Genomic DNA, 26,785 nt, shown 5'->3' on the forward strand with positions numbered 1-26,785 from the left:
TCAACGTGCCGGTGGACGTCTACGACCCCGAGTACACCGGCGCCGACATCAAGGCAGGCGTGCAGACCCTCAACGGCGACCAGGCCCTGAAGCTCTGCCGCGCGCGCCACGCCTACGACAAGTACGGAGCAGGCGACTATTACCGCACGGCCAACCAGCGCATGGTGCTGGGCGCCATTCTCAAGAAGGCCCTGAGCGGCAACCCCTTCACGCTGCTGGCGACGCTCAACACCGCGAGCAACAGCGTGTCCACCGACATCACGGGCATCGAGCTCATGCTGTTGGGCGCTCGCTTCGTTGGGTTCAACATGAGCACGAACCTCTACTCGGCTCTTGAGCCCACTACCAGCAGCTATGAGGGCGGTATCTGGTACGAGCGTGTAGACGAGGCAAAGTGGCAGACCATGATGAGCCGCGTAGGCCAGGGACTGCCGCCCTACGAGGACAGCTCCGAGGACCCCACCGCCGGCGTCGCCGCCAACGCAAACTAGGCTCGACAAGCGGCGTAGCCATTAGGCAGAATACAGCTCGGCCAAATAACACGCCAAATAGGTAACCTCACTCGGCGTCCTCCAAAGTGGCCAGGCTTCTCACCCAGCAAACCGCCAGTTGGCAGCTGCCAACATAAGGGGGGCTGCTCAGCATCATCGTCAGAGGTTACCTACTTGCTGTCTTTTTTCGATTTGCGCATCAAATCCCTAAAAAATGAGGCTGGCGCCAGCCAGCCTCACCCTTTTCCCTACACCCCGGCAACCGGACCTAGTAATGGCCCGGCGACGCAGCGTCCTCGCAACACCGTAAACAGCAGGCGGGCCTGGACAACCCTCGCAAACGTCAGGCGGGGCGGAGCATGCCGAAGTGAAAGGCTAAGGGAGATTGCGCAGCAATCTGTCCTTTCACGAAGGCATGCTCTGCCCCGCCATCGAGCGTCTAGGCAAAACCAGGCCCGTCGTCGGACACGTCTACACGTTGAAGCGGAAGTGCATCACGTCGCCGTCAGCCACGACGTAGTCCTTGCCCTCCATGCGGAGCTTGCCAGCAGCCTTGCAACCCTGCTCGCCACCCAGCTCAACGTAGTCCTCGTAGCTCGCGACCTCGGCCTTAATGAAGCCGCGCTCGAAGTCTGAGTGGATGACGCCGGCGGCCTGCGGTGCCTTGGCGCCCACGGGGATCGTCCAGGCCTTGACCTCCATCTCGCCAGCCGTGAAGTAGCTCTGCAGGCCCAGCGTGCTGTAGGCAACACGCGCGAGAACGTCCAGGCCGCTCGCCTCGATGCCCAGGTCGGCCAGGTACTCCGCGGCCTCCTCGGCGTCGAGCTCGGATAGCTCGGCCTCGATCTTGGCGCACACCGGAATGGGCTTGATGCCATCGATGGGGGCAAGGTCAGCGCCCAGGTCGTCCTCGTCGACGTTGGCAACGTAGATGATGGGCTTGAGCGTCAGCAGGAAGAGCTCGCGGGCGGCAGCGCGCTCGTCGTCGGTCATGTCCATGGTGGCGGCGCGGTTGCCGTCGTTCAGCCACTCGACCAGGCGTTTTGCTACCTCGAGCTTAGGGGCGAGCTCCTTGTCGCGGCGCGCCTCCTTCTCCAGCTTGGGAATCTGCTTCTCGAGCGTCTGGATGTCGGCGAGGATGAGCTCGGTCATGATCGTGTCGGCATCGCCCGCGGGGTCGACGAAGTCTGCCGTACGGCCAACCTCGCGCATGACGTTGGGGTCGGAGAAGTAGCGCACGACCTCGCAGATGGCATCGGTCTCGCGAATGTTGGCCAGGAACTGGTTGCCCAGGCCCTCACCCTCGCTCGCGCCCTTGACCAGGCCGGCGATGTCGACGAACTCGACCGTGGCGGGCACGATGCGGCCCGGGTGCACGATGTCGGCAAGCTTCTGCAGGCGGCCGTCGGGCACGTCGACGATGCCCACGTTGGGCTCGATCGTGGCGAAGGGGTAGTTGGCCGCAAGACCGCCCTTCTTGGTGAGGGCCGTGAACAGGGTGGACTTGCCAACGTTGGGCAGGCCAACGATGCCGATGGAGAGAGACACATTCATTCCTTCCTGAGCTGCCGGGCGCCTGGCCCAGCTGCCAGCGGGGGCGCTGGCGCCATACGTTCAGCCCAACGAATCGGGCGGTTTTACCTAGTTGTCGTTGCCACCAAGGTCGAGCTTGTCGAGGAAGTCGAGGCCGCGCTTGAGCTGCTCCATGCCCTGCTTCTTGAGCTTCTCAACCTCGGCCTTCTGCTCGGCCTGGCGCTTCTTGCGCTCGACCTCCTCCTTGTCGGGGACAACGAGCTCGGCGGCGTCGTAGCTCTCGAACGCGAGAGCCTTCTCGCCGCAGGCGCGCAGGCACGCGCCGCACTCGTTGCAGTAGGAAGCCTCGACGGAGAAGATGCCGTTCTCGCTCAGCTCGCAGGCGTGCGTGGGGCAGATGTCGACACACTCGCCGCACGAGGTGCAGCGCTCGGAGTCGCACACCGGGCGCTGGGGCTTGAAGCGCACCGCATACTTGGGGTGACGCTGCAGCGTCGAGAGCAGCAGCTGCCTGCGCTGCGTGAGGATGCGGCGCTTGCGTGCCGGAGCGGGAGCCGAGGCGCCCTCGATCGAGCGGGTGAGCGCGTTGATGCGGCGCGTGTTCTCGTCGAGCTTCTTGGTGATGGTGCGCGCGGCGGCAATGGCCGGGTTCACGGCGCCCAGAGCATTCATGCCCTGCTTGCCGATGCTGTTGATGAACTCGCGGCGCTCGAACTCGTGGTTCTTGGTGTGGTCGAGGGCCTTCTCGTCGATCTCGACACCCATGCCCTTGCCCGCGAGCTCCTCCGCGGCGCCAATGTTTTCGGCCAGCGCGTCCTCGCCCGTGGTGTTGCGGCAGCGGTCGCAGATGCCAAGCGGCAGGTAGACCGAGACGTTGGGGTAGTCGGCGAGAATGGCGTACCAGACCTCGGTGGGCACGCACCCCACGCAGGGCAGTACGACCTCGTTGCCCTCGGGCATGCGACCCAGCGCACGCGTGCAGGTGACATAGGCGTGCTCGAACGCCGTGGCGGCGCGAACGATGCGGTCGTAGAGCTTGCGCGGGGTAATCTGGAACGCGGTGAAGCTCTCGGACGGGCAAGCAGCCGAGCACAGGCCGCACTTGCGGCAGGTGTCGGCGATCTCGATGCCGCCCTCGGACATGTCGATGGCGTTGACCGGGCAGATGTCACGGCACAACGTGCACGCCTTCTCGCTTCCGGCCTTGCAGGCCACGCAGTTGTTGACGTTGGCGCGAGGACGTTCCTTGTAGTCTGCCGGATTCCAGGTCTTGACCTCTTCGGGATTGGCCGACAGCGCATTGGCAACGTCAGTCACGGGATTGGACAGCGCCTGCCAGTCGTTGCGTATGTCGATGAACTCGTCGAGCAGATCCCGCTTCTCGGCCATGTCTCTCCCTTTCGAGCAACGCCGCTCCCCGGCGGCATAACTGTTCAATGATACCGCGCCCAATAGAGCTCCCAGGCGTTGCCAAGCAAACATCCCGCAGCACACAAAGTGCGTGAGGACGTTTACGACCAACGCCCGGGAGCCCCGGGCATCCGGCCCGTGCCGCCGCAGGCGAATAGCCACCCCATGCGCTCGCACTCCCCGCACGTTAGCTACGCATCGACGGCGAAAACAGCAGAAGCCCCGGTCGGCGTTGCCAAGCAAACATTCCGCAGCGCGCGTAGCGCGCGAGGACGTTTGCGGGCAACGACGATCCGGGGCTTCGTCATCTAACGACCGAGCCGGCGATCGGGCTTAGTACATTCCGCCACCCTGGCCGCCCTGGGCAGCCGCAGCGGAGATGGCCTCCTCGATCGTGGTGTCCTTGGGCTCGTCGGTAACCGTGGCCTCGGTGATGAGAATCAGGCTGGCGACGGAGGCGGCGTTCTGCAGGGTCACGCGGGAGACCTTGACAGGGTCGAGCACGCCCATCTCGATCATGTCGCCCCACTCGCCGTTGGCGGAGTTGAGGCCCTGGCCGGCGGGCAGGCTCTTGATCTTCTCGACCACAACGGAGCCCTCGAAGCCAGCGTTCTCGGCGATCTTCTTGACCGGGGCGGTCAGCGCCTTGCGCACGATCTCGACGCCGATCTTCTCCTCGTCGGTGGCATCGACCTTGTCGAGCTCGGGCAGGGCCTCGAGGAACGCGACGCCGCCGCCGGCAACGATGCCCTCCTCAACGGCCGCACGGGTGGCCTGCAGGGCGTCCTCGATGCGGTGCTTAATCTCCTTGAGCTCGACCTCGGTAGCGGCGCCAACCTTGATGACGGCCACGCCACCGGAGAGCTTGGCGAGACGCTCCTGGAGCTTCTCACGGTCGAAGTCGGAGTCGGTGTGCTCGAGCTCGCCCTTGATCTGGGCAACGCGCTCGTCGATGGCAGCCTTGGAGCCGGCGCCGGAGACGATGGTGGTGTTGTCCTTGGTGATCTTGACGGACTTGGCGCGGCCGAGCATCTCGGCGGTGGTGTCGGCGAGCTTGATGCCAAGCTCCTCCATGGCAACCTGGCCACCGGTGAGGACGGCGATGTCCTCGAGCATGCGCTTACGACGGTCGCCGTAACCAGGGGCCTTCACGGCGGCGATCTTCAGGGTGCCACGGAGCTTGTTGAGAATCAGCGTGGCGAGGGCCTCGCCCTCGACGTCCTCGGCGATGATGAGCAGCGAGGAGCCGGACTTCTGAACGGCCTCGAGGACAGGCAGGATGTCCTGGATGTTGGAGACCTTCTGGTCGGTCATGAGGATGTAGGGGTTCTCGAGCTCGGCGACCTGGGCGGAGTTGTCGGTCGCGAAGTACGGGGAGATGTAGCCCTTGTCGAACTGCATGCCCTCGACCGTGTCGACGGAGATGCCAAAGTTGGTCTTGTCCTCGTCAACGGTGATGACGCCGTCCTTGCCCACGACCTCCATGGCGTCGGAGATCTTCTGGCCAACCTGCGGGTCAGAGGCCGAGATGGTACCAACGGAGGCAATCTGCTCCTTGGTGTCGACGGTCTTGGCGGAGTCCTTCATCGAGGCGACGACGACGTTGACGGCCTTGTCGATGCCGCGACGGATGGCCAGCGGGTCGGCGCCGGCGGCGACGTTGCGCAGGCCCTCGTTCACGATGACCTGGGCGAGCAGGGTCGCGGTGGTGGTGCCGTCACCCACGGTGTCGTTGGTCTTGGTGGCAACCTCCTTGACGAGCTGGGCGCCCATGTTCTCCACGTGGTCCTTCAGCTCGATCTCCTTGGCGACGGACACGCCGTCGTTGGTAATCGTGGGGGCGCCGTAGGAGCGCTCGAGGGCAACGTAGCGACCCTTGGGGCCCATGGTGGCGGTGACGGCGTCGGCCAGGGTGTTGACGCCCTTGGCGAGCTTGGCACGAGCGTCCGTGCCGAACATGATGTTCTTAGCCATTGGTGGCTTCCTTTCTAGCAGCCGCGCTGGGCCGAGTCATGCCTTGCGCGGCGATCAATCAGATGCAAGCGGGACGGGCCCGCACTGAGCTAGTCCTCGATGACGGCGTAAATGTCGTCGGCACGAAGCAGCAGGTAGTCCTCGCCGTCGACCTTGACCTCGTTGCCACCGAACTTGCCGTAGTAGACCTGGTCGCCAACCTTGACGTCCATGGCGACGCGCTCGCCCTTGTCGTTGAACTTGCCGGCGCCAACGGCGATGACCTCGCCGCGCTGCGGCTTCTCCTGGGCGCCACTGGAGATGTACAGACCGGTCGAGGTCTTCTCCTCCTTGGGGGCGGGCTTAACGAGAACGCGGTCTCCAAGCGGCTTCAGAGTCATATCCAAGAACCTCCTTCTTGAGCGCTGGCGGGTTGCGTTGACGCCAGTCGCTGGCGCGGCGGCGTGCCGCGCGCTAGTTACCAACGCTAGAAATGGTACCCAGCACTTCTCGATATAACAACGAGAAATGAAAAAATCTTCTTTGAGCGCGCTTAGATTTTGTGAGTGCAGCCGAACGGCACAATCTCAGCGCCACGGCGCAGGACCAGGGTCTGGCCGAGCAGGGCGCAGGCATCGCGGCACCGCAGGCGCACCTCACGCGGACACGCAACGGGCACCCCAAAACTACTCCGAGATGAACAGCGAGGTAGACGCCTTGTAGACAGCCTTGTCCCTTCTTTCATACGAACTGTCTACAGACAGCGTGCCCCTCCCGGGAGACGATGCGCTCAGGCCGGAGAAGGGAGCAGAGATGTCTCAGGACGCACGCACCTCAAACAGTACGTTGGCCGCAGCGAAGCCAAGAGCCCCGCTTGCAGCCCTCGCCCGTTCAACGCTGCGTGCCTGCCTCGCCGACAGGTCGACGCTCGCAGCTCTCATACTCGTGCAGTTGCTGCTTCTGCTTCCGGCGCTGGTGGGGTATCCCACCCTGTCAAACCAGGCGGTAGGTCAGCAGCAGGCTCGCCAGACGCTGGAGATCTTATCGGCCAACATGAGCGGCGGCGTCTTTGACTCCGCGCCAGAGGCCCTGTTGGACATCAACGCACGCGAGCTCGACGCCCTCGGGGATGCCACGAGCGCCCCGTATCCGAGCAGCGATTTCTTTGCAGCCTATGCACGCTATTTCGACATTGAAATCGAGAGCGCGAGGGCGGGATACGCCGAGCCAGACCCGAGCCTCTGCGCCCGCTCGGAGCTCGTCCATCAGCTGGCGAGCCTCGAGTACCCCGAGGTCTATCCCACCGCGGCCGTCATGCCAGCCACCTACTACGCGGCCTTTGTCCTCGGCCTCATGCCCGGCATTGTTCCTCTGCTTCCTGTGGCTCTGCTAGCAGCGGCGTCACAGCGACGGCTTGGCAGAAGAACGCTCGAACAAGCGGCGCCCGTTTCCCAAGCAGGGAAACGCATGGTCACGCTCGGCACGGCGGCCGTCCTCGCAATGGCCGTACTTGCCATCGAGCTTGCCCCGGCCGTACTTCTCGCCCTTGTGAGAAGCGGGTTGGGTAGCCTCGCCTATCCAGTGGTGAGCATCGTCGACGGAACCGTTTGCTCAAGCAGCATTGGCGAGCTTCTCGCTCGCGATGCGGCGCTCCTAGGCGCCAGCGCGCTCACAACCGCAGCGCTTGCGGCGGCCGTGGAGTCCGCGCTCCCCCGCACCGGTCTCGCCGCGGCGCTCGCCCTGCTCGCGCTGCCGCTCATGCCCCTTTATGCCTCGCAGTCAGAGGGCTGGAGAGCCATCGCGCGGCACCTTCCCAGCTCGTATCTCTCATGCGGAAGCATTGTGGGCATGCCGGTCTACGCCAACGGACTCGACATCCGCGTGATTCCCGGCACGACGTGGGAGCTTGGCTGCATGACGCTCCTGGCATCAGCGGCGGTCCTGGCCTTGCTGGCCCTGCTTGCAAGCGCCCTGCGCGAGAAGGTCGCCTCAAGGCGTCTGGAGAGGAGGTTCTCATGACCACCTTTGTCAGCCTTTCCGTCCGCCGCGGCAACAGGCAGGTGCTTAGCGACGCGCGCTTCGAGATCCCCGCAGGTACCGTCACGGGGCTGGTTGCGCCCAACGGAAGCGGCAAGACCACACTGCTCGAGTCTGTCTGGGAGCCCTGGGATGACCGTGTGAGCTGCAAGATTATCCCCAACGGCATCGATGACGGCACACCCGACTTGCCCAGATGGAGAAGGTCGGTCTTCTACCTGCCCACGCCCAACGCCCTCAGCACGCGCGCAACCGTCCTCCAGAACATCGCCTTTGCCAGAGATTGCTGGAAGTCCCGGGTAGACATTGGCAAGCTCGTCACGCACCTCGGCATCGAGGCCTTTCTCGACCTGCCGGTACGCAAGTGCTCGCAAGGAATGGCGCAACTCGCCGCAATCGCCTGCGCCATGGCAACGGGGGCAAGAATCCTGCTTCTCGACGAGCCCATGAGCGCGCTTGACCCCACCAACGTCACCGTTGTCACAAGGGCGATGCGTTCCTACGTACGCGGCGGGCGCTCCATCGTCATGTCCACTCACAACCTGGCAAACGTCGACCAATCGTGCGACCGCATCACCTTCATCGTGGGCCGCAAGATCGAGTGCCTCGCCTGCACAAGGAACCATCCCGGCACCTGCGCCACCCATTACCGCAAGCTATTCGAGTAGAAAGGAGGGCAATTCAGCAGTCGCCGCAAGCGGTCAAATAGGAGGAACCATGTTCAAGAGAGCAAAGAAATGCCTGCTAGCAGTTCTACTCGCATGCTCGATTGCCCCCGTTGCAGCTGTCGCTACGCCGGCATATGCGCGCGAAGGAGGAATCATAGCCCCCTACCTTCTCGTCGATGACGTACTCGATACCTACAGCGCCTTCGCAAGCGCAAACGATTCTTCTCACAACGTCTCTTGCTACGACAAGATCTATAGGAGCCTCTCGTATCGCAGCGGATACAGCCTGAAGAGCACCACCGTCCTCTGGAGCGCGGCGGGATTCAGCCCAAAGGATGGTTTCCCGGGAACCGTAAGTCGCCTTAAGTGCAACTACAGCACCTGGTAAGAGCAAGGTAGTGGCCGTCCGATTAATCGGGCGGCCACTTTACTGCCCTGTCGCCTCGTCAATGAGCGCAGCCAGCTCCCCACGGGAGTGGACACCCAGCTTTTGATAGATTGCCCGGCGGGCCGAGTTGACGGCCCCCAGCGAGAGGTGAAGCCCGGCGCAAACGTCGGGGCCGCTCTGTCCCTTGGCCAACAACAAAGCCACCTCCACCTGGGTCGCGCTGAGCCCCCGACTCGCCAGGTAGCTGACGACATCGCGCGGTCGCCCCTTCGCATTGGCCTCGTTGGCACCCAGCTCCACGCCAAGCGCACGACTCGCAGCGCCCACGCAGGAGGTAATCCCCGCAACGAGAAAAGCGCCCGAGACAAGGCCCATCGTCAGGGCACAGGCCATGGCCCCCTCGCCACTTGCGGCCAGCGCGAGCAACGCGGGCAGACGAGGCGCCAGGCCAGCGGAATAGCCTCCAAGAGCCATTCCCAGGCCGGCGGGGGCAAGGGCGCCTCTCCCGCGTACCCCCAGCGCGCATGCCCCAGACGCGGCCCCAGCCAGCACGCACCCAAGCGCCAGCAGGGCGCACGCAACCGCAAGCAGCGAGTTGAGCCCCAGCAGCCAGCCCACAAAGAGGCACGCAAGCGAGGAGTGCCATGTTGCAGCGACCTTGCCGACGGGGCGCCAAGCAAAACCATAAAAGACGAGGCAGAGGCCCAGGATCATTGTCCTTGTGCATTCACAAGACCAGCTGCCACCGGCAGAGAAGCCCAAGAGAACTATTCCGAGAAGCGCCGCGAGCAATATGGAGCGCAGATACCCCGGTAGGTCTCCCGAGACGGATGCATCATCTATCGAAGGGACTGACGGGGTGTCTGCGAGCTCATCGAGCGGAGTCCCGAGCTTGCCCGCCGCACGGGATTGCAGGTTTCTCACCGTCGACGCGCTGACGCCCATCCTCCTCGCCGCCTCAGAGGACGAAAGCCCCTCCAGACGCAGGGCAACCGCCTGCGACTCCCGAGGAGAGAGACCCGAGCCGTCAAAGGACACCGCCATGTTCCGCACCGCGTCGTCGCCCCTTCCCCTCTCGCCTTTGCGGCCAAAGGCAAGAGCGACCCCGCAGAGCGCCACCGCCAGTGCCGCAAGAGCACCAGGGACCGCGGCGTTCCATATGAGCACGCGGGCAAGAGCGGGAAAGACAGAGCACGCCACCCATGTAAGAAAATAGCCCGAGCAATACCCTCGCAGGGCCACCTCAATCGGGAAGCGACCGATTCGAGAGGCGAGCAGCCCAGCCGCAACGCTCGCGGCAGCCCAAACGACACAGCCCGCAGCCGTGAAGAAGGCAGGGGCGAACAAGCCCGCATCAAGGGGCTGCGCGCCCGGCGCGCCGCCAAAGGTGCCCAGAGACAGAGCTTCCGCGAGAAGTTTGCCATCGGCGCCCGCAGCGGAGGCCGAGACGCGCACAAGCGTCCAGTTGGGCAGTATGCGAGCAACAAAGCCAAGCATGGCAGGCACGAACAGTGCGCAGGACAAAAGCGCCAGCAACCTGCAGCGGTCGGACCTGACCCCATCAACGTGTCGGCGAGCAACAAGAGAGCAGCACGCAAACATGCCAAAAGCGCCACACACACTGGCGACGACGCCTATCGCAAGGCTTATCCCCATAGTCGGCGCGTGACCCGCCGTGCGCCAAGACGCCATCGCCAAAGTCCACCAAGAAGCCACGAGGTAGATCGTTGATGCCACCAGCCCGGCGCGGACAATGCCACGGCGAGCGCCCTTGCCCGCGCGCGCATCGCCCATGGCACTACCTGCAAGGCCCGCCAAGGACAACGCGGGCACCAGCGCAGAGAACGCCAGCGAGAGCCCGTCGCAGCCAAAGGGGCTCGGCAGGGCAAGCACCTGCGGCGTTGCCATGAGCAGCGAATACCAGACGAGCGGCAGGACCGTCCCCGGGCTCATGCAAGGGAGTGTCCGCCGTTCGCCCACAGCCTACCCCAGCTCGTCGAGCTCGCGAATCCAGAGGTTCACGCAGGCGTCGGACGGCATGCGTAGGTCGCCCCTGGGACTCACCGCGACGCTGCCCACCTTGGGACCATCGGGCAGGCAGCTGCGCTTGAACTGCTGCGAGAAGAAGCGCCAGTAGAACTTGCGCAGCCACTTCATGATCGTCTCGGCATCATAGGTGCCCACCGCGGCATCGTCGGCATCGGCACCGCTCGCGTAGCGGCCACCAAACGCTTCGAGCGCCAGGCGATAGACCTTGCGCGGGCCAAACCCGCAGCGAAGCACCTGGTAGAGGAAGAAGTCGTGCAGCTCGTACGGCCCCACGAGGTCCTCGGTCTTCTGGGAGATCTTGCCGTCACCGGTCGCGGGCAGAAGCTCGGGCGACACCGGCGTGTCGAGCACGTCGAGCAGCACGTCGGCAAGCGCCGCGTTGCCCCGCTCGCGCGCGTCGTCTGCCACGTAGCGCACGAGGTGGCGCACGAGCGTCTTGGGCACGCCCGCGTTCACGCCGTACATGCTCATGTGGTCGGCGTTGTAGGTGGCCCAGCCAAGCGCCAGCTCGGACAGGTCGCCCGTGCCAACCACCAGGCCGCCCTCCCTGTTCGCCACGTCCATGAGAATCTGCGTGCGCTCGCGGGCCTGCGCGTTCTCGTAGGTCACGGAGTGGTCCGCCTCGTCATGGCCAATGTCTGCGAAGTGCTGGCGAACGGCTGCGGCAATGCCAATCTCGCGCAGCTTGCAGCCCAGCGCCTCGCTCATGGCCGCCGCATTGTCGTGAGTGCGGCTCGTGGTGCCAAAGCCAGGCATCGTGATGGCAAGGATGCCGGAGCGCTCGAGCCCCAGCAGGTCAAAGGCACGCGCGCAGACGAGCAGCGCCAGCGTCGAGTCGAGGCCGCCCGACACGCCAATGACGGCGCGCTTGGAGTGCGTGTGGGCCAGGCGCTTTGCCAGACCGTGCGCCTGGATCGAGAAGATCGACTCGCAGCGCTCGGCCCTGCGGGCGGGGTCGGCCGGCACGAACGGATGCGGGTCGACGAAGCGACCATCCAGCGACTCATCGACGACGTCGAGGTCAAAGAGGGTGGTCACGAACCCCGCGGCCGCGGGATCGACCTCAAAGGTCGACATGCGCATGCGGTCGTGTGCAAGAAGGCCCAGGTCAACCACAGAGGCGGCACCACGGACGCCACCCGCCTCGCCCGCCGCGACGAGCGCGGCGTCATCGAGCGGCTTGGCCTCGGCCACCACGCGACCGTTCTCGGCCACCAGGCAGTGCCCGCCATAGACCACGTCCTGGGTCGACTCGCCCCAGCCGGCACTCGCGTAGGCATAGGCGCAGACGAGGCGCGCGCTCGTGGAGCTCACGAGGCCGCGGCGGTAGTCGGCCTTGCCCACGAGCTCGTTGGACGCGCTGAGATTGCAGACGAGCGTGGCGCCGGCAAGCGCCGCGGCGGTGCTGGGCGGGTTGGGTACCCAGAGGTCCTCGCAGATCTCTGCCGCAACGACCAGGCCCGGCACGCTCTCGCACTCGAAGAGCTGCTCGGCGCCAAACGGCACCTCGTCATAGCCGGCAAAGCGCACGAGCGTCACGTCGCGAGGCCCGCGCGAGAAGCGTCTGCCCTCGTAGAACTCGCCGTAGGTGGGAATGTTGAGCTTGGGAACGAGGCCCAGCAGCTCGCCATGGCAGAGGGCGGCGGCGCAGTTGTAGAGCTTGGCGGCCACGCGAACGGGCACGCCCACGAGCACGAGCGCGTCGAGGTCCGCCGTGGAGGCGGCGAGCATCGCCAGGCCCCGCTCGGCAGCCGCGAGAAGGGAGTCCTGCCAGAAGAGGTCCTCGCAGGTGTAGCCCGTGATGGCAAGCTCGGGCAGCACGATGACGCTCGCGTCCGTCGCGTGTGCCGCGGCCGAGCACGCCTCGACGTTGTAGTCGACGTCGGCCACGTGAACCGCCGGCGTCAGCGCCGCCACCTGCACGAATCCGTCTCTCATTGGCTCTCCTTAGCAGCGAGGTCGAGGGCTGCTCGCCCTTGGTTTACAGGCTCATGTTGGGGTCGGCGTCCATGCGCAGGGTGGCGAACTCGCCCAGGTCGTACTTGCGCTTGGCCACGAGGGCAATCATCGCCGCGTTGTCGGTGCAGGCCGTGAGGGGCGGCACCGTGACGCGCACGCCCATGCGGCCAAAATTGCGCTTGTACGCCTCGCGCAGCTGCGGGTTTGCCGCAACGCCGCCACCCACGCAGAAGTCGCTCACGCCCGTGCGCTCGACGGCCTCGGCGGCCTTGGCAACCTGCACGTCGATGACGGCGGCCTCGAAGCTCGCTGCGAGGTCGGGCAGGTTGATGGGCCTGCCGGCGCGGTTCTCGTTGTTGATGTAGGTGATGACGCTCGTCTTGAGGCCCGACAGCGAGAAGCTGTAGTCGCCGCTGTGCATCATCGCGCGCGGGAAGTGGATGGCCTTGCGGTTGCCCTTCTCGGCAAGGCGCGAGATGACGGGGCCGCCGGGGTATCCCAGCCCCAGGGCCTTGGCGACCTTGTCGAAGGCCTCGCCCACGGCATCGTCGATCGTCTCGCCCAGCACCTCGTAGCTGCCCCAGTCCCTCACGTGCACGAGCATCGTGTGGCCGCCCGAGACGAGGCTCGCCACGAAGGGCGGCCTAAGGTCGGGGGTCTCGAACAGGTTGGCAAAGAGGTGTCCTTCGAGGTGGTCGACGCCGATAAGCGGCAGGTCGGCGGCACCGGCAAGGCCCTTGGCAAACGCGATGCCTACCACAAGGGCGCCCACCAGGCCCGGACCCTGAGTCACGCCCACGGCCGCAAGGTCTGCCGGCACGAGCGTGTCGACGCCAAAGTGCGCGCCGGCCTGCACCATGGTCTCCTCGTAGACGCCCACCAGAGCCTCCACGTGCTTGCGGCTGGCGATCTCGGGGACCACGCCGCCAAAGCGGGCGTGGAAGTCAATCGAGGTGGCAACGACGCTCGAGACGATGGCGCCCGAGCCGTCGATGATGGCCATGGCCGTCTCGTCGCAGCTGCTCTCGATGGCAAGGACAAGCGGGGCGGCGGCAATGGCGGAGGCCACGTCGTCGCCGCGCTTCTCGGTCACGATGGGCCAGGGGCGAAGCGAGGCGTGCGGGTCTGGGGTGTCGTGGCGGCTCGGCGTCACGAGCGGCAGCTCCGCCTGCATGATGAGGGCGTCGTGGCCCTGGCCATAGTAGTTGGGACGGCGGCCGCACTCGACGTAGCCCAGCTTGGCATAGAGTGCCTGAGCTGCGGCGTTACCGGCCTCGACCTCGAGCACCGAGGTGGTGGCGCCCAGCATCTGGCCGTCGTAGGTCACGCGCGCGAGCAGCCTCGCCGCGATTCCCTCGCGACGGCGCGACTCGACGACGGCAACGTTGGAGATCTGGACCTCGGAGCCCGCGACGACGGCGCCGGCATAGCCCACGATGGTGCCCTCATCGTGCGCGACCCACCAGATGTGGCCCGGCTCGGCAAGGTCGTCCGAGAAGAGCCGCTCGCTCCAGGGCGTGTGGTTGGAGGGGGCAAAGACCTCGGCCTCGAGCGCCGCCACGACAACCGGGTCGTTGACGTTCATGGGGCGAAGCTGGAGGTGACGGTCTGCCAGGGCATCGTCGCAGCCCGTGGTGGCAACGGTCGCCGGTTCGGCGAGGCCCAGACGCTTGGCCTCGTTCTCCTCGGCGTCGGAGAGGCGGGTGTAGACGGGCAGCACCAGTGCCGGGTCTCCCGAGTCGACGGCGGCGTCGGACTTGCCAAACGCCACGCCGCTCGCTGCGGCGGCGCGCAACAGGCCCTCGCCCGTGGGGTGCCAGGCACCCTCGTCGACGAAGCGCGAGAAGCCCGCAGCCTCGAACTGGGCACGGTACTTCTTGAGGCCGTCGCCCGTAAGCCAGATCTGGTCATGGTCGGTGCGCTGCGCCCACGCCTCGACGGCAGCGGGCGTCTTCACCACGGACTCGACCTCGAACAGGCGCACGGGACCGGCCTCCCCCACCCGGTAGAGGCCGGGGTAGACCTCGCGGCGCATGGCGTCTGCCACCACGCCCACCAGGCCGCGGACGCCCGCCGACCAGGCAGTCCAGGCAACGGCGTCGAGCGTGGAGGTGCCATGGAGCGGGCACTCGAGGCCGCAGGCGAGGCCCTTGGCCGTGGCGATGCCAATGCGCACGCCCGTAAACGAGCCGGGACCGCGGCCGGCAAGCACCGCGTCGACGTCGCCGCGGGCAAGGCCCGCCCGCTCGAGAACGTTGGCGCAGGTCTCCACCAGCTCCTCATTGGCATGGCGGCGGCACAGGTGGTCGCCCGTCGCGAGCACCTCGACGCCTTGCTCGTCCATGCGCCCAACGGCGCAGGCAAGCATGTCCGTCGAGGTGTCGACGGCAAGGATGATCTTGGCGGCTTTGGCTTCGCTCATGGGTGAGAACCTCTCTTGCACTTGGTTAACCCATCCAGTTTAGCCGTCTGCCCGAGAGCATGGCGGCGCGAGGGCTCGCGCCCGTACCGCAAAGCGCGCCGGCAAGAGAGTGCGCATTCACGCCACGTGGCGCCACGCTTACGGCAACGCGCGGCCGTCGCGACGCCGCCGCCTACTCCTGCCGCTCACCACCGGTCATGGCCTCGTGCTCGCCGGCCACGGCGCAGATGAGCCGGCCCAGCGGCCAGTTCTTGTTGGCCGGCGTGAGCAGGGCCTTGGCTCCCACGGTGCAGCCCGCCTCGCGGCTCTTGGCAATGAGCCCGTTGACCTGCTCGTTCGAGAAGCCACACAGCAACATGAACTCACAGGTGGGGACCGGCCCGTCATAGGCAGGGCCCGCCACGCCCGCGCCCGCACGCGCAACGAGGCCCGCGGGCATGCCCAGCTGATTGGGCGCGGCGACCCTCACGGACGCACCGACCTCGCGCAGCACCGCCGCCACCTGCGCGCCATTGCCGCAAGAGGGGTCAAGCCCCCAGAGCACCGCATATGCGGGCCTTGAGGGCTTGACCTTCTTGCCAGGCTTCTTCTTTGAAGTCTTGGCACCCATGATTTAGAACAGGCGGTCGAGAAGACCCTTGAGGGCCTTGCCGTGACGAGCCTCGTCGCGAGCCATCTCGTGGACGGTGTCGTGGATGGCGTCCAGGCCGTTCTTCTTGGCGCAGGCAGCCAGCTCGGTCTTGCCCTGCGTGGCGCCAAACTCGCAGTCGACGCGCCAGGCGAGGTTCTCCTTGGTGGAGGCCTTCATGTTGGGCTCGAGCTCGGAGCCGAGGAGCTCGGCGAACTTGGAGGCGTGCTCGGCCTCCTCGTAGGCGGCCTTCTCCCAGTACAGGCCAACCTCGGGGTAGCCCTCGCGGTGGGCGATGCGGGCCATGCAGAGGTACATGCCAACCTCGGAGCACTCGCCGTTGAAGTTGGCCTTCAGCTGCTCGAGGATGTACTGCTTGTCCTCGTCGGAGATGTTGGGGTTGTCCTTGACCGTCTTGTCATAGACGCCGTACTCGTGCTCGGCGGCAAGCTCGAGCTCGCCCTCGACCTTCTTGAACTGGCTGGCCGGAGCGTGGCAGACCGGGCACTCCGCAGGAGGCTCGGCGCCCTCGTAGATGTAACCGCAAACCTTGCAGACCCACTTGTCCATAACGGACCTCCTTCTTTGGGGACGGCTCCCAAACCGTCCTCGTCCTCTCCAACCGGCGGCGCTTTTGCCACCGAGACGCCTATGCGCCCTTTTTCTGCTCGAGGGCCTCACGAGCCCTCTGGCAAGCGGGGCAGATCCCGTCGAACTGCAGCGCGTGACCCGTGATGACGTAGTCAGTTCCCGCCGCAGCTGCGCGCTCGATGTTCTCGAGCACGGGCACCTCGACATCGTCGACCTTGCCGCACTCCGTGCAGCGCACGTGGTAGTGGGCGTGTGTCTGATGGTCGAAATGATCCGCGCCGTTGTTGATCTTGACGCGCAGGACCTCGCCTTCATCCGCAAGTCTACCCAGCGTGCGGTAGACCGTAGCCTTGCTGATGGTGGGGTGCTTCTCGTGAACGGACGCAAAGACCTCGTCTGCCGTGGGGTGATTGGCCATGGAGCGCAACTCACCTGCGATGAGCTCCCGCTGAATGGTCTGCCTGGCTGGCATGGCAATTCCTTTCCGTCCGTCCCCGCTTGCTGTCTAAGACTATAAGCTTATTGAGAACTATTCGCAATAGGAATTTTCTACTATTTAGTTATCCTTGGCAAACACCTGAAAGGCGGCCACAAGGGGTTCGTCCGCGAGCGCGTCGATGACCTGCTCGCCACGAGCGTCGTGGGCAACGAGGCGAACGCTGCGCTCGGGCTCTTCGCCGGAGGCGGCCTGCTCCTCGAGGCGCGTCACGAAGACGTCGAGCCGCTCGTCGCCAATCTCGTCAGCGAACTGCTCGCCCCACTCGATGACGCAGGGGCCATCGCCGCCCAGCACGTCCCACAGGCCGGCGTCACCCAGCTCGTCGGCGTCATGCAGGCGGTAAAGGTCGAAGTGGTAGAGGGGCATCTGCGTGCCCTCGTGCACGGCCTCCAGCGCAAACGTGGGGCTCGTGACCTCGCCCTCGACGCCCATGGCGCGGGCGATGCCCTTGGTGAGCTGAGTCTTTCCAGCGCCCAGGTCTCCCGTGAGCACCAGCACGTCGCCCGCCTCGAGCAGCCTGCCCAGGCGCTCGCCAATCTCCCTCGTCTGCTCGGTCGAGACCGAGCGAAGCGTCAGCTCCCTCACCTTGCCCCCTCCTCGCCCGCGGCGGACGCGGGGTTGGCGGCAAGCCAGGCCCCTACGCGCGCCAGGTCCTCCTCGAGCAGCGGCTGCCAGTCCTCGTGGTAGAGGCATGCGGCCGGGTGGAAGGTGGGCGCCACCACGAAGTGTCCCTGCTGGTAGAGCTTGCCGCGCAGACTCATGACGCCCTTGTCGGTCTTGAGGACCCACTGCGAGGCGAAGTTGCCCAGGCACACGATGACGTCGGGCCACACGGAGCGGATCTGCTCGCGCAGGAAGGGCGAGCAGGCCTCGATCTCCTCGGGCTTGGGATTGCGGTTTCCGGGCGGACGGCACTTCACCACGTTGGCGATGTAGACCTCGTCTCGGGTAAGGCCGGCCGCCGAGAGCAGCGCGTCGAGCTTGTGGCCCGCGGCCCCCACGAACGGCTCGCCCTTGAGGTCCTCGTTTCTGCCCGGCCCCTCGCCCACGAACATGACGCGGGCATGCGGGTTGCCCACGCCAAAGACGATGTGCGAGCGGGTCTGCCCCAACTCGCAGCGCTTGCAGTCTCCCAGCAGGTTCTCGATCTCCTCGAGCATGACCTCGCCAGGCTTCTGCCCCTCGTGACCGGGGATCTGCATGACCGACATGCGTTCCTCCTCGTCTAGACGTAGACCTTCTCGAGACGCGCGCCAAAGTTGCACGTGACCTCGTAGTTGATCGTATCCCTGATGTCGGCGAGCTCGTCGGCCGTGATGCACTGGTCACCATCGGAGCCCATGATGGTCACGAGGTCACCGTAGCTCACCTCGTCCATGGGGTGCGACGCGCTGCGCGGGTCGACGTTGACGGCGAACATGCACTGGTCCATGCAGATGTGGCCCACCTGGCGGCAGCGCCTGCCGTGCACCAGCACGTCCATCTTGTCGGACAGGGCGCGCGACAGGCCATCGGCATAGCCCACCGGGATCGTAGCGATCTGGGTGTTCTGCCTGCCCACCGAGTAAGTCTGGCCGTAGCTCACGCCCGTGCCCACGGCTGGGTAGACCACGCGCGTAACGCGGGCGCGCACGCTCATGACCGGCTCGAGCGAGATGTGCGGGCGCGTGGAGTCGGCCGGCTGCATGCCGTAAAGGCCCACGCCCACGCGGCACATGTCAAGGTGGGTCTCGGGGTAGAGGATCGTGGCGGGCGTGTTGTCGCAGTGCACGAGACCGCAGTCGATGCCGGCGCCACGCATTGCGGCCACCGCCTCGGAGAAGCGGCGATACTGCAGCGCGTAGGTCCAGTCGCCGGGGATGTCGGCCGTGGCGAAGTGCGTAAAGGTTCCCGCGCAGGCAAGACCGCGGTGGAAGTCGATGCCGCGACGGAACTCCACGGCCTCGCGCCAGTCGACGCCAATGCGCGTCATGCCCGTCTCGAGGGCCAGGTGGTACTTGCCCACCTTGTCGAAGGCCGCGGCGCACTCGCCATAGGCCAAGGCAAACTCCTGGGTGTAGACGCTGGGCATCAGGTCGTTCTCGACGAGCGTCTGCACGCACTCCATGGGCGGCTCGCTCAGGATGAGGATGGGCCAGGTGATGCCCGCGCGGCGCAGCTCGAGGCCCTCGGCCACCGTGGCCACGGCAAACTGGTCGGCACCAGCGGCGTGCATGACCTTGGCGCACTCGACGGCGCCGTGGCCGTAGGCGTCTGCCTTCACGACGGCCATCATGCGCACGCCCGGCTCGAGCAGGCCCTTGAACGCGCGTGTGTTGCGGCGCAGGGCCGCCTTGTTGATCTCGACCCACGACCATCGCGTGTCCGGACACCTGTGCTGAGCCATGGGATTGCCCCCTGAGTTGGTGCCGGCCGCAGGATTGGCCCGCTGCGGCCGGCTTCGTTGCTAGTTCTGAGCGTCGTCACCCTGCTCGGCGCCGTCATCGGCGCCACTAAAGGCAGCGCGGTCCTCGACCGCGTCAACGGCAAGGCCCACGCAGTCGATTATATCGGCGGCCATGACACCCCTCGTGCCGTAGCGCTCCTGGGCAATCGAGGCGGCGTAGCCATGGACCTCGCAGGCAAAGGCCGCAAGGGTCGGCAGGCCCTGGGTCTCGACGCCACGGGCGAGAAGGCCCGCCATGATGCCGGCAAGCACGTCGCCGGAGCCGGCCGTGGCAAGGCAGGCGGGGCCCGGCTTGGGCAGCAGGGCAATCTCGACGCCCACGCAGGCAGTCGCCGTGCCCTTGGCGACGACGACGAGCTCGCTGCCGCCCTCGGCCCACACGATGCGGCGCGAGGCCTCGAGAGCGCTCGTAAGCGTGGTGGGGGCGGAGTCAGTGAGGTCCACGAGCCTTCCCAGCTCGCGGCGGTGCGGGGTAAGGACGAGCGGAGCCTTGCGGCGCAGCAGCTCGGGGAACTCGTCGAGGCGGTTGCTCGTGAGGCGGGCGAGGCTGTTGAGACCGTCGGCGTCGATGACGAGCGGGGCCTCGGTCTCGATGAGGGTCGAGACGACGCCCACCGTACCGCTCGTCACGCACATGCCGGGGCCCACGAGCACGGCGGAGCGGCGGGCGGCGAGCTCGGCCACCTGGGCGCGCGCGGCGTTGGAGAAGGTGCCGTCGGCATCTGCCGGCAGGCCCACGACGGGGATCTCGAGCAGGTGCGCGCGACAGAGGTTGGCGATGGGCTCGGGCACGGCAAGCGTCACGTAGCCGGCGCCGGCGCGAGCCGCGGCCTTGGCGGCCATGATCGCGGCTCCCGGGAAGCGCGTGGAGCCGCCCACGACGAGCACGCTGCCGCGCGTGTACTTGTCGACCACGCAGGTGGGAGGCACGAGGACATCGAGGTAGTCGGGCGTCTCGCAGCGCCATGCCACAGGGTCGGCCTCATAGACGAGCTTGGCGGTCTGCTCGGCCAGGGGCGCCACGACGATGGAGCCGCAGACGTCGCGGCCGTCGTCGCTCAGCAGGCCCGGCTTGAGGGCGAGCATCGTGATCGTGACGTCGGCCACCACCACGGCGCCGGGCGCGCGGCCCGTCTGGGCGGAGAGGCCGCTCGGAACGTCAACGGACACCACGCGGGCGCCAGACGAGTTGAGGGCGTCGATCCAGATGGAGAAGGGCGCAACGGGGGCGTCGTGAAAGCCGGTGCCCAGCATCGCGTCGAGCACGGCGTCGCAGCCGCCGAGCAGAACGTCGAGCTCGTCGCGCGGGGGGCCGGCGACGTAGACGACGCCCGCCTCGACGGCGGCCTTCGCCACCATGCGGGCAAGGTCGCTGCGGAGCTGGTCGAGCTCGCAGGGCGTCACGACGCGCACGTCGACGCCCGCGGCCTTGAGCTGCTCGGCGGCGACCCAGCCGTCTCCGCCGTTGTTGCCAAATCCGGCAAGCACCACGGCGCGCGAGACGTCGCCCAGGCGCAGGACCTCCTGCGCGGCGGCGGCACCGGCGCGGTGCATGAGCTCAGAGATGCTAACGCCGGCGTCGGCCAGACGGGTCTCGACGGCGCGGACGTCCTCGATATTCAGTACAGGCTGCATGCCCAACTCACTTTCCGTCCGTGACGCGCTCGAGCTCATCGATGACGGAGCGCGCCTCCCTGAATGATTCTGCAAGCTCGCGACGGGGGTCGCGGGCAGTCTCGGCCTTGGGGGCCGTCTGCGCGGTGGTGGCTACGGCGTTGGCCACGGCCATCTCGCGCGTGAACGACAGGGAGATGGCAACCGACAACACGCCCTTCTCGCGCGCGACCTCGGCCGCGCGGCCACGAAGCTCGACCTGCGGCCTTCCCGACGCATCGGCCGCGACGCTCACGTCGTCGAAGCGAATGCCCGGGCCAAAGCCGCAGCCCAGGGCCTTAAGCGTGGCCTCGCGCGCGGCAAAGCGGCAGGCGTAGTGGGCCGCGGGGCGCGCGGTCGACTCGCAGTAGGCGCGCTCCTCGTCCGTGAAGACGCGGCGGGCAAACCGCGGCGTGCGCTCGAGGATGCGCTCCATACGCGCAATCTCGACTATGTCGACGCCAACGCCAGCCAGTGCCATGTCTCCCCCGTCCTCGGTATCTCTCCTAGTCTAGCGCGATGGCGGCCCGCTTCGAGCGCGAGCCGCCATCGAGAGGTTCATATGTGTCGCCGGCGTGCGAGAGACGCTGGCGACGCGCGGGTACGCGGGGCGAGCACGCGTCGCCGGGAACGACGCCTTGCAGCCAGTCTCTATTCCACCGTCACCGACTTGGCGAGGTTCCTCGGCTTGTCGACGTCGCAGCCGCGGGCCAGCGCCACGTAGCGGGCGAGCATCTGCAGGTGCAGCACCGCCACGATGGGCACGATGTTGTCGGGGCACTCCGGGATCCACATCACGCGGTTGGCAACGGCCGCCACGTCCTCGTCGCCATCGGTAGCAACGGCCACGCAGGTGGCGCCGCGGGCGATGACCTCCTGGATGTTCGAGAACATCTTGTCGCGCACGTTGTCGCGCGGGCAGATGGCCACCACGGGGAAGCCCGGCTCGAGCAGGGCGATGGGACCGTGCTTCATCTCGCCCGCGGGGTAGGCCTCGGCATGCAGGTAGCTGACCTCCTTGAGCTTGAGCGCGCCCTCGGAGGCGGTGGCGGAGTTGGCGGCGCGACCAATGAACAGCGCGGACGACGCGTGCTCGAAGTCGTGAGCCGCGGCCTTGGCCTGCCAGCTGCGGTCGAGCACCGTGCGCATGAGGTCGGGCACGTGGCGCAGCTCACGGAACTTGCGGCCCACCTCGCCCGTCGCCATGCTTCCGTTCTTCTGGGCCAGCAGCAGCGCCAGAATCGAGGCAGCCACCATCTGGGCGGTGTAGGCCTTGGTCGAGGCCACGCAGACCTCGGGGCCGGCCTTGATGTAGAGCACGCCATCGCTCTCGCGCGCAGCCGTAGAGCCCAGCACGTTGGTGATGGCGAACACATTGGCGCCAGCGGCGCGCATCTTGCGGGCGGCGGCGAGGGTGTCGGCCGTCTCGCCGGACTGGGTGATAATCACGCAGAGGGTGTGGTCGGTCACGAGCACGTCCTCGTAAATGAACTCGCTCGCGGCCTCGGCCACGACGGGGATGCGCGCCCACCTCTCGATGAGGCGGCGTGCGAGCAGGCCCACGTGCAGGCTCGTGCCACAGGCAACGACGTAGACGCGGTCGATCTGGGCGATCTGTTCGTCGGAGAGGGTGAGCTCGTCGAGAAGCACGCGGCCATCGGCAAAGCGACCCTCGAGGAGACGCTCGACGGCGGCCGGCTGCTCCGCGATCTCCTTGGCCATGAAGTCGTCGTAGCCGCCCAGGGTCGCCGCCGAGGCGTCCCAGTCGATGTCGAGAGAGTCGGGCTCGGCCACGGCATCGCCCTGCTCGTCATAGACCGCGACCTCGCCAGTCGGCAGCATGCGGGCGAGCTGGCCGTCATCGAGCTGCAACACGTGGGAGGTGACGCCCGCAAGCGCGGTGATGTCGCTCGCGGCGTAGGCGCCGCCCTCGGTCGAGGCGAGCACGAGGGGCGAGCCCTTGCGAGCGCAGGCGAGCACGCCCGTCTCGTCGGCGCTCATGGCGACGATGGCCCACGAGCCCTCGAGCCTGCGGGTGGCGAGGCGCAGGGCCTCGAGCAGGTTTCCCGCCGCGGCGCCACTCATGGCCTCCTCGACGAGGTGCGCCACGACCTCGGAGTCGGTCTCGCTCCTGAAGGTGTGGCCGCGGGCCTGCAGCTCCTCGCGCAGGGCGCGGTAGTTCTCGATGATTCCGTTGTGGACGATGGCGATGCGACCGTCGCAGCTCTCGTGGGGGTGGGCGTTTCGGTCGGTGGGCGCGCCGTGCGTGGCCCAGCGCGTGTGGGCGATGCCGCAGGTGGAGCGCAGGTTCTCGGTCTTGCAGCGGTCGGCCAGGGCCGAGACGCGCCCGGCGCACTTGACCCCGCGCAGCTTGCCCGAGGCATCGAGGATCTCGACGCCCGCCGAGTCATAGCCGCGGTACTCGAGCGTCTTGAGGCCCTCGATAAGGAAGGGCGCCGCCTGCGAGCTTCCCGTGTAGCCAACGATTCCGCACATATGGTCTCCCCTGTTCGTGAGGCGCATCCGGTTATGCGCCCGTGTGAAGATGCATGGGTACCAACCCTAGACCCCTCGGCGCACTTTGGGGACACGAGACGAAATCTAGGTGAAGTTGCTCAACTTATCACGGCAAAACTGCAGGTATAGCTTCCTCACTTGTTATAGCAACCATCAAATCTATAGAGGCTAACCAACGAGGCGCCAGGCCTCTAGGCACAAAAAAAAGACCCGCCGGCAAAACCGACGGGTCTCGAAAATGCGATGCAAGGGGCAAGCCCAGGCAACTCCAAGAAGACTTAGCGCTTGGAGAACTGCGGGCGCTTGCGGGCCTTCTTCAGGCCGTACTTCTTGCGCTCGACGGCACGGGCGTCGCGGGTGAGGAAGCCAGCCTTCTTGAGGTCGGCGCGGTAGTCGCCAGCCTCGAGGAGGGCGCGGGCGATGCCAAGGCGCAGGGCGCCGGACTGACCGGAGATGCCGCCGCCGTCGCACAGGGCGATGACGTCGAAGTGCTCAACGGTGTCGGTAACCTTGAAGGGCGCGCAGGCGTCGTCGACGAGCTGCTGGCGGCCGAAGTAGTTCAGCGCGTCGCGGCCGTTGACGGTGACCTTGCCGGTGCCGGGGACGAGACGGACTCGGGCGACAGCCTCCTTGCGGCGGCCGGTGCCATAGTAGACAGCGGTGTTCTCAGCCATCGGTTAGGCCCTCCAATCAATCTGAACGGGGTTCTGGGCCGCGTGCGGGTGCTCGGGGCCAGCGTAGACCTTGAGCTTGGTGAACTGCTGACGGCCAAGGGTGCTCTTGGGGAGCATGCCCTTGACGGCGTGCTCGATGACGCGCTCGGGGTGCTTCTCCATGGCCTCCTTGAAGCTCTCGAACTTCATGCCGCCCAGCCAACCGCTGTAGCGCCAGTAGCGCTTGTGGTCGGCCTTAACGCCGGTAAGCTGGACCTTATCAGCGTTGATGATGACGACGAAGTCACCCGTGTCGGTGTTGGGGGTGTACTGCGGCTTGTTCTTGCCGCGAAGGATCATAGCGGCCTTCGTGGCGAGGCGGCCGAGCGTGGCGCCCTCAGCGTCGATGAGGACCCAATTGCGGGTAACCTCGCCGGGCTTGGCGTACTGAGTCGACTTCATTTGACTCCTCCGTGTGCTTACGTGTTGCTCTGTACTTTTACGAGATTACGGGGCTCAGCAAAAGTAGCTTTCCAAGTGTAGCGCGCACGCAGGAAAGTTCAAGGAAAACGCTTGGGTTTTTGGCCTCGTCTGCTCAAAAGCAGCACAAGTTCGCGGCGGCTTGCGCGCCTACGCCCCCAGGGAGCGAATCGCGTCGAGCGTGGCCAGCGCCTGGCGCCTACCATCGAGGTACAGACGCAGCAGCCCCTCGCCGTCCGAGCCCGAGGTGCTGCCCACCGTGACGGGCTCGCTCGGGGCCACCACGACGATGCGCCCCTGCTCCTCGAGGTCCCAGATGTGCTGACGCTGCTCGTTGTAGCGCGCGGCGCGCGTGCGCATCGCCTCGAGGTAGTAGGGATAGCCCGCATAGCGACGGTCAGCCAGGCGCTGCAGCTCGTAGGCGCCCTTCTTCTCGTAGCCGCGGTCCTGGGTGAGCACCACCACCGCGGTGTCGGCCCCCTCCTCGAGCGCGTGCTCGATGGGCACGGAGTCCGTGGTGCCGCCGTCGAGGAACAGGCCCTCCTCGAGCTCCACCGTGCGCGTGATGACGGGAAGCGAGGCAGACGCCCTCACCTTGTCGATGTCCTCGGGCAGGCTCTTGATCTCGAGATAGGTGGGCGTGCCAAAGGCCAGGCTCGACGCCACGACCATGTAGCGGCTCCTACGCTGGGCAAACGCGTCATAGTCAAAGGGGTCGATGTCGTCTTGCACCGTGTGGTACATGAACTCGGAGCCCGTCATGTCTCCCGTCTTGGCGAGCGACCACAGGCTGATGAATCGCGGGTCGTCTCGAAAGGCGAGGCTCTGGCGCAGATAGCGGCCCTGCTGGTGCGAGAGGTAGCTCGCAGCGTTGATGGCTCCGGCCGAGACGCCCCAGACGTTGTCAAAGCCAAAGACGCCCTTCTCCTGCAGCACGTCGAGCACGCCCGCGGTGAACACGCCGCGCATGCCGCCGCCCTCGAGCACCAGGTCAACGCCCGTGCGGGGCGCGCCCATCGCGTTGAGCGTCTCGGCGCCCCTGCCCCTGCCAAAGATTCCCAGCGCCATGCGCCCTCCTTCTTCCAGCCCCGTCGGGCACCCTTCATTGCATCTCTTATACCCCATTGGCTTACATAATCCGGCACGCCGCCGCCAGACGGTGAAGAAGCGCCCTCCCCCAAGCTGCCATATCAGGCTATTCTCGGCATAAAAAAGCCCTGCCCGCACGAATGCGAGCAGGGCGAAGCGTACATGGTGGAGGCGCGGAGGATCGAACTCCGGTCCAGAACAGTCCCCTGGCAGGTGTCTCCAAGCTCAGTCACCGATTAAGTCTCGGACGCGTCACACTCCGTGACCCGCGCTCGGCGTCCCAGCCGGTTCGGTCTTAGCGCACGGCATACCAGCCACGTCCGCGCGCGCATCTCCCTAAGATGACGTCTCCACGGGAACAGGAGAAATCCCCGCTTCGACGGCCGCTAATTAATTAAGCAGCGAGGGCGTAAGAGCCCTGGAAAGAGTTGTCGTCAATTCAATTTGACGGTACCCCTGTTTAACGTGGCGAGGAGACCACGGCTTGCTGCCCACCTCAGGACCACCCTGTCGAAACCAGTCGCCCCCACGGGTGTGGATGGGGACAAGGCCACCATGCGAGCTTTCAAGGAACGGATGCGGCATCACCGCGTATGGGATTCTACCCCGAACTACTGCAGTTCGTCGATGAGGTCGACAAAGTCGCCAATGGTCTGAGGAGTGGAGTCCGGGTCAAACTCGACGCCAAACTCGTCCTCACAGGCCATAATCGCCTCGACGACGGCCAAACTATCCAGGCCAAGGTCGGCAAGGGTGGTCTCGGGGGTGAACTCGACGTTCTCAAGGCCGTCCTGCTCCTGCAGCACCTTGACGACGCGGTCGTACGTAGATTCCTCGGCCATGGTGGCCTCCCTTCATAGCGCCCAACGCGCGGGCTCGTTCTCGTCGCGCCTTACTATACCCATCCAGTCCCCCGTGGGGGACTTCGTCGCCACAATCTAGCGGTTGCGCTCCTTGAGCGCGCGGGCGATCTCGCGGTCGGTGTCGCGCTTGGCCATGTCGGCGCGCTTGTCGTAGAGCTTCTTGCCGCGGCCCAGGCCTATGACAACCTTCACGCGGTTGTGGTCGTCGAACAAAAGCTCGAGCGGCACGAGCGCCATGCCCTTCGTGCGCAGCTTGCCGTCGAGGTAGTCAATCTGCTTGCGGTGCAGCAGCAGCTTGCGCTTTCGGTCGGAGTCGACGTTGAAAATCGTGCCGTGCGAGAAGGGTGGGATGTGCACGCCATGCATCCAGCACTCGCCGTTGCGGATGAGACAAAACGAGTCGGTAATCTGGCACGCACGCTCGCGCAGGCTCCTGACCTCGGTGCCCTTGAGCAC

At 66.1% G+C, this 26,785-nt stretch carries 25 protein-coding genes and 1 other RNA gene; 4 read left to right on the forward strand and 22 right to left on the reverse strand.

The window, feature by feature from the left end; genetic code table 11:
- Positions 1 to 491, forward strand: a 491-nt coding sequence (locus tag AC1VTH_RS01055) for an LCP family protein (protein ID WP_481334258.1), incomplete at its 5' end; no start/stop codon positions are given.
- A gap of 471 nt (positions 492 to 962) precedes the next feature.
- On the opposite strand, the gene ychF is transcribed toward AC1VTH_RS01055, so the two are convergent.
- The 4 genes from ychF to groES all read right to left on the reverse strand — a co-directional run bounded on the left by ychF (position 963) and on the right by groES (position 5,788).
- On the reverse strand, positions 963 to 2,039 hold the full coding sequence (gene ychF, locus AC1VTH_RS01060) for a redox-regulated ATPase YchF (protein ID WP_481334260.1): 1,077 nt from the start codon (positions 2,037 to 2,039) through the stop codon (positions 963 to 965).
- A gap of 93 nt (positions 2,040 to 2,132) precedes the next feature.
- A complete protein-coding gene (locus AC1VTH_RS01065) occupies positions 2,133 to 3,413 on the reverse strand; it encodes a 4Fe-4S binding protein (protein WP_481334262.1) in 1,281 nt (426 codons plus the stop codon).
- 354 nt (positions 3,414 to 3,767) lie between these two features.
- A complete protein-coding gene (gene groL / locus AC1VTH_RS01070; RefSeq protein WP_481334264.1) occupies positions 3,768 to 5,408 on the reverse strand; it encodes a chaperonin GroEL in 1,641 nt (546 codons plus the stop codon).
- A gap of 89 nt (positions 5,409 to 5,497) precedes the next feature.
- Positions 5,498 to 5,788, reverse strand: coding sequence for a co-chaperone GroES (gene groES, locus AC1VTH_RS01075; RefSeq protein WP_293673406.1), 291 nt, complete (start codon positions 5,786 to 5,788; stop codon positions 5,498 to 5,500).
- A 412-nt stretch (positions 5,789 to 6,200) separates the two neighbouring features.
- On the opposite strand from groES, the gene AC1VTH_RS01080 reads away from it, so the two are divergent.
- Genes AC1VTH_RS01080 through AC1VTH_RS01090 form a run of 3 tightly spaced genes read left to right on the forward strand, consistent with a single transcriptional unit; the run spans position 6,201 to position 8,480 of the window.
- Complete coding sequence (locus tag AC1VTH_RS01080) at positions 6,201 to 7,406, forward strand: hypothetical protein (protein ID WP_481334266.1); 1,206 nt, start codon at positions 6,201 to 6,203, stop codon at positions 7,404 to 7,406.
- Entirely contained in the window at positions 7,403 to 8,092 is a 690-nt protein-coding gene (locus AC1VTH_RS01085; RefSeq protein ID WP_481334268.1) for an ATP-binding cassette domain-containing protein, read from the forward strand. The genes AC1VTH_RS01080 and AC1VTH_RS01085 overlap by 4 nt, the downstream gene beginning before the upstream one ends.
- A 49-nt stretch (positions 8,093 to 8,141) precedes the next feature.
- The gene (locus tag AC1VTH_RS01090; protein ID WP_481334270.1) at positions 8,142 to 8,480 is read left to right on the forward strand and encodes a hypothetical protein; all 339 of its coding nucleotides are present in this window, start codon (positions 8,142 to 8,144) and stop codon (positions 8,478 to 8,480) included.
- Positions 8,481 to 8,519: 39 nt separating this feature from the next.
- Here the strand turns inward: AC1VTH_RS01090 and AC1VTH_RS01095 are convergent, their stop codons facing one another.
- The 18 genes from AC1VTH_RS01095 to smpB form a co-directional block, all read right to left on the reverse strand.
- Entirely contained in the window at positions 8,520 to 10,433 is a 1,914-nt protein-coding gene (locus tag AC1VTH_RS01095; RefSeq protein ID WP_481334272.1) for a LuxR C-terminal-related transcriptional regulator, read from the reverse strand.
- A 30-nt stretch (positions 10,434 to 10,463) separates the two neighbouring features.
- Positions 10,464 to 12,467 (reverse strand): NAD(+) synthase, encoded by a 2,004-nt coding sequence (locus tag AC1VTH_RS01100; protein WP_481334274.1) that lies wholly within the window; start codon positions 12,465 to 12,467, stop codon positions 10,464 to 10,466.
- Positions 12,468 to 12,510: 43 nt separating this feature from the next.
- On the reverse strand, positions 12,511 to 14,910 hold the full coding sequence (gene tsaD / locus AC1VTH_RS01105) for a tRNA (adenosine(37)-N6)-threonylcarbamoyltransferase complex transferase subunit TsaD (protein WP_481334276.1): 2,400 nt from the start codon (positions 14,908 to 14,910) through the stop codon (positions 12,511 to 12,513).
- A gap of 172 nt (positions 14,911 to 15,082) precedes the next feature.
- Positions 15,083 to 15,520, reverse strand: a complete 438-nt coding sequence (locus AC1VTH_RS01110; protein ID WP_481334278.1) for a DUF3783 domain-containing protein — start codon at positions 15,518 to 15,520, stop codon at positions 15,083 to 15,085.
- A 3-nt stretch (positions 15,521 to 15,523) separates the two neighbouring features.
- Complete coding sequence (locus AC1VTH_RS01115; protein WP_481334280.1) at positions 15,524 to 16,108, reverse strand: NADH peroxidase; 585 nt, start codon at positions 16,106 to 16,108, stop codon at positions 15,524 to 15,526.
- Between the two features lie 79 nt (positions 16,109 to 16,187).
- A complete protein-coding gene (locus AC1VTH_RS01120; RefSeq protein ID WP_481334282.1) occupies positions 16,188 to 16,601 on the reverse strand; it encodes a Fur family transcriptional regulator in 414 nt (137 codons plus the stop codon).
- A gap of 84 nt (positions 16,602 to 16,685) precedes the next feature.
- Positions 16,686 to 17,213, reverse strand: coding sequence for a tRNA (adenosine(37)-N6)-threonylcarbamoyltransferase complex ATPase subunit type 1 TsaE (tsaE, locus tag AC1VTH_RS01125; protein WP_481334284.1), 528 nt, complete (start codon positions 17,211 to 17,213; stop codon positions 16,686 to 16,688).
- Positions 17,210 to 17,839, reverse strand: coding sequence for a uracil-DNA glycosylase (locus AC1VTH_RS01130; protein ID WP_481334286.1), 630 nt, complete (start codon positions 17,837 to 17,839; stop codon positions 17,210 to 17,212). The genes tsaE and AC1VTH_RS01130 overlap by 4 nt, the downstream gene beginning before the upstream one ends.
- A 14-nt stretch (positions 17,840 to 17,853) precedes the next feature.
- Complete coding sequence (alr, locus tag AC1VTH_RS01135) at positions 17,854 to 19,014, reverse strand: alanine racemase (RefSeq protein ID WP_481334288.1); 1,161 nt, start codon at positions 19,012 to 19,014, stop codon at positions 17,854 to 17,856.
- Between the two features lie 60 nt (positions 19,015 to 19,074).
- Positions 19,075 to 20,709, reverse strand: a complete 1,635-nt coding sequence (locus tag AC1VTH_RS01140) for an NAD(P)H-hydrate dehydratase (RefSeq protein WP_481334290.1) — start codon at positions 20,707 to 20,709, stop codon at positions 19,075 to 19,077.
- Between the two features lie 7 nt (positions 20,710 to 20,716).
- Positions 20,717 to 21,208: a holo-ACP synthase gene (acpS, locus tag AC1VTH_RS01145; protein ID WP_293673389.1), complete on the reverse strand. Its 492-nt coding sequence runs from the start codon at positions 21,206 to 21,208 to the stop codon at positions 20,717 to 20,719.
- A 170-nt stretch (positions 21,209 to 21,378) separates the two neighbouring features.
- The gene (glmS, locus tag AC1VTH_RS01150; RefSeq protein ID WP_481334292.1) at positions 21,379 to 23,223 is read right to left on the reverse strand and encodes a glutamine--fructose-6-phosphate transaminase (isomerizing); all 1,845 of its coding nucleotides are present in this window, start codon (positions 23,221 to 23,223) and stop codon (positions 21,379 to 21,381) included.
- Between the two features lie 299 nt (positions 23,224 to 23,522).
- Positions 23,523 to 23,918 (reverse strand): 30S ribosomal protein S9, encoded by a 396-nt coding sequence (gene rpsI, locus AC1VTH_RS01155; RefSeq protein WP_301830580.1) that lies wholly within the window; start codon positions 23,916 to 23,918, stop codon positions 23,523 to 23,525.
- Positions 23,919 to 23,921: 3 nt separating this feature from the next.
- On the reverse strand, positions 23,922 to 24,359 hold the full coding sequence (gene rplM, locus AC1VTH_RS01160) for a 50S ribosomal protein L13 (RefSeq protein ID WP_293673392.1): 438 nt from the start codon (positions 24,357 to 24,359) through the stop codon (positions 23,922 to 23,924).
- A gap of 168 nt (positions 24,360 to 24,527) precedes the next feature.
- Complete coding sequence (locus AC1VTH_RS01165; RefSeq protein WP_481334295.1) at positions 24,528 to 25,445, reverse strand: patatin-like phospholipase family protein; 918 nt, start codon at positions 25,443 to 25,445, stop codon at positions 24,528 to 24,530.
- A 184-nt stretch (positions 25,446 to 25,629) separates the two neighbouring features.
- Positions 25,630 to 25,994: a transfer-messenger RNA gene (gene ssrA / locus AC1VTH_RS01170) on the reverse strand.
- Between the two features lie 83 nt (positions 25,995 to 26,077).
- The gene (locus AC1VTH_RS01175) at positions 26,078 to 26,308 is read right to left on the reverse strand and encodes an acyl carrier protein (protein WP_293673394.1); all 231 of its coding nucleotides are present in this window, start codon (positions 26,306 to 26,308) and stop codon (positions 26,078 to 26,080) included.
- A gap of 96 nt (positions 26,309 to 26,404) precedes the next feature.
- Positions 26,405 to 26,785 (reverse strand): SsrA-binding protein SmpB (gene smpB / locus AC1VTH_RS01180; RefSeq protein WP_481334297.1); only part of this gene is annotated, 381 nt, incomplete at its 5' end.

The organism is Parolsenella sp., from assembly GCF_982402205.1.

Excerpts from the sequence above, each read along its gene's own strand:
- AC1VTH_RS01100 (WP_481334274.1), bottom strand. The coding sequence starts at position 12,467 with ATGAGAGACGGATTCGTGCAGGTGGCGGCGCTGACGCCGGCGGTTCAC.
- AC1VTH_RS01080 (WP_481334266.1), top strand. The coding sequence starts at position 6,201 with ATGTCTCAGGACGCACGCACCTCAAACAGTACGTTGGCCGCAGCGAAG.
- glmS (WP_481334292.1), bottom strand. The coding sequence starts at position 23,223 with ATGTGCGGAATCGTTGGCTACACGGGAAGCTCGCAGGCGGCGCCCTTC.
- groES (WP_293673406.1), bottom strand. The coding sequence starts at position 5,788 with ATGACTCTGAAGCCGCTTGGAGACCGCGTTCTCGTTAAGCCCGCCCCC.
- AC1VTH_RS01130 (WP_481334286.1), bottom strand. The coding sequence starts at position 17,839 with ATGTCGGTCATGCAGATCCCCGGTCACGAGGGGCAGAAGCCTGGCGAG.
- AC1VTH_RS01065 (WP_481334262.1), bottom strand. The coding sequence starts at position 3,413 with ATGGCCGAGAAGCGGGATCTGCTCGACGAGTTCATCGACATACGCAAC.
- AC1VTH_RS01110 (WP_481334278.1), bottom strand. The coding sequence starts at position 15,520 with ATGGGTGCCAAGACTTCAAAGAAGAAGCCTGGCAAGAAGGTCAAGCCC.
- groL (WP_481334264.1), bottom strand. The coding sequence starts at position 5,408 with ATGGCTAAGAACATCATGTTCGGCACGGACGCTCGTGCCAAGCTCGCC.
- tsaD (WP_481334276.1), bottom strand. The coding sequence starts at position 14,910 with ATGAGCGAAGCCAAAGCCGCCAAGATCATCCTTGCCGTCGACACCTCG.
- AC1VTH_RS01085 (WP_481334268.1), top strand. The coding sequence starts at position 7,403 with ATGACCACCTTTGTCAGCCTTTCCGTCCGCCGCGGCAACAGGCAGGTG.
- AC1VTH_RS01140 (WP_481334290.1), bottom strand. The coding sequence starts at position 20,709 with ATGCAGCCTGTACTGAATATCGAGGACGTCCGCGCCGTCGAGACCCGT.
- AC1VTH_RS01090 (WP_481334270.1), top strand. The coding sequence starts at position 8,142 with ATGTTCAAGAGAGCAAAGAAATGCCTGCTAGCAGTTCTACTCGCATGC.
- AC1VTH_RS01175 (WP_293673394.1), bottom strand. The coding sequence starts at position 26,308 with ATGGCCGAGGAATCTACGTACGACCGCGTCGTCAAGGTGCTGCAGGAG.
- AC1VTH_RS01165 (WP_481334295.1), bottom strand. The coding sequence starts at position 25,445 with ATGGCGCTGGGAATCTTTGGCAGGGGCAGGGGCGCCGAGACGCTCAAC.
- rpsI (WP_301830580.1), bottom strand. The coding sequence starts at position 23,918 with ATGGCTGAGAACACCGCTGTCTACTATGGCACCGGCCGCCGCAAGGAG.
- acpS (WP_293673389.1), bottom strand. The coding sequence starts at position 21,208 with ATGGCACTGGCTGGCGTTGGCGTCGACATAGTCGAGATTGCGCGTATG.
- AC1VTH_RS01120 (WP_481334282.1), bottom strand. The coding sequence starts at position 16,601 with ATGCCAGCCAGGCAGACCATTCAGCGGGAGCTCATCGCAGGTGAGTTG.
- AC1VTH_RS01115 (WP_481334280.1), bottom strand. The coding sequence starts at position 16,108 with ATGGACAAGTGGGTCTGCAAGGTTTGCGGTTACATCTACGAGGGCGCC.
- rplM (WP_293673392.1), bottom strand. The coding sequence starts at position 24,359 with ATGAAGTCGACTCAGTACGCCAAGCCCGGCGAGGTTACCCGCAATTGG.
- AC1VTH_RS01095 (WP_481334272.1), bottom strand. The coding sequence starts at position 10,433 with ATGAGCCCGGGGACGGTCCTGCCGCTCGTCTGGTATTCGCTGCTCATG.
- alr (WP_481334288.1), bottom strand. The coding sequence starts at position 19,014 with ATGGCTCAGCACAGGTGTCCGGACACGCGATGGTCGTGGGTCGAGATC.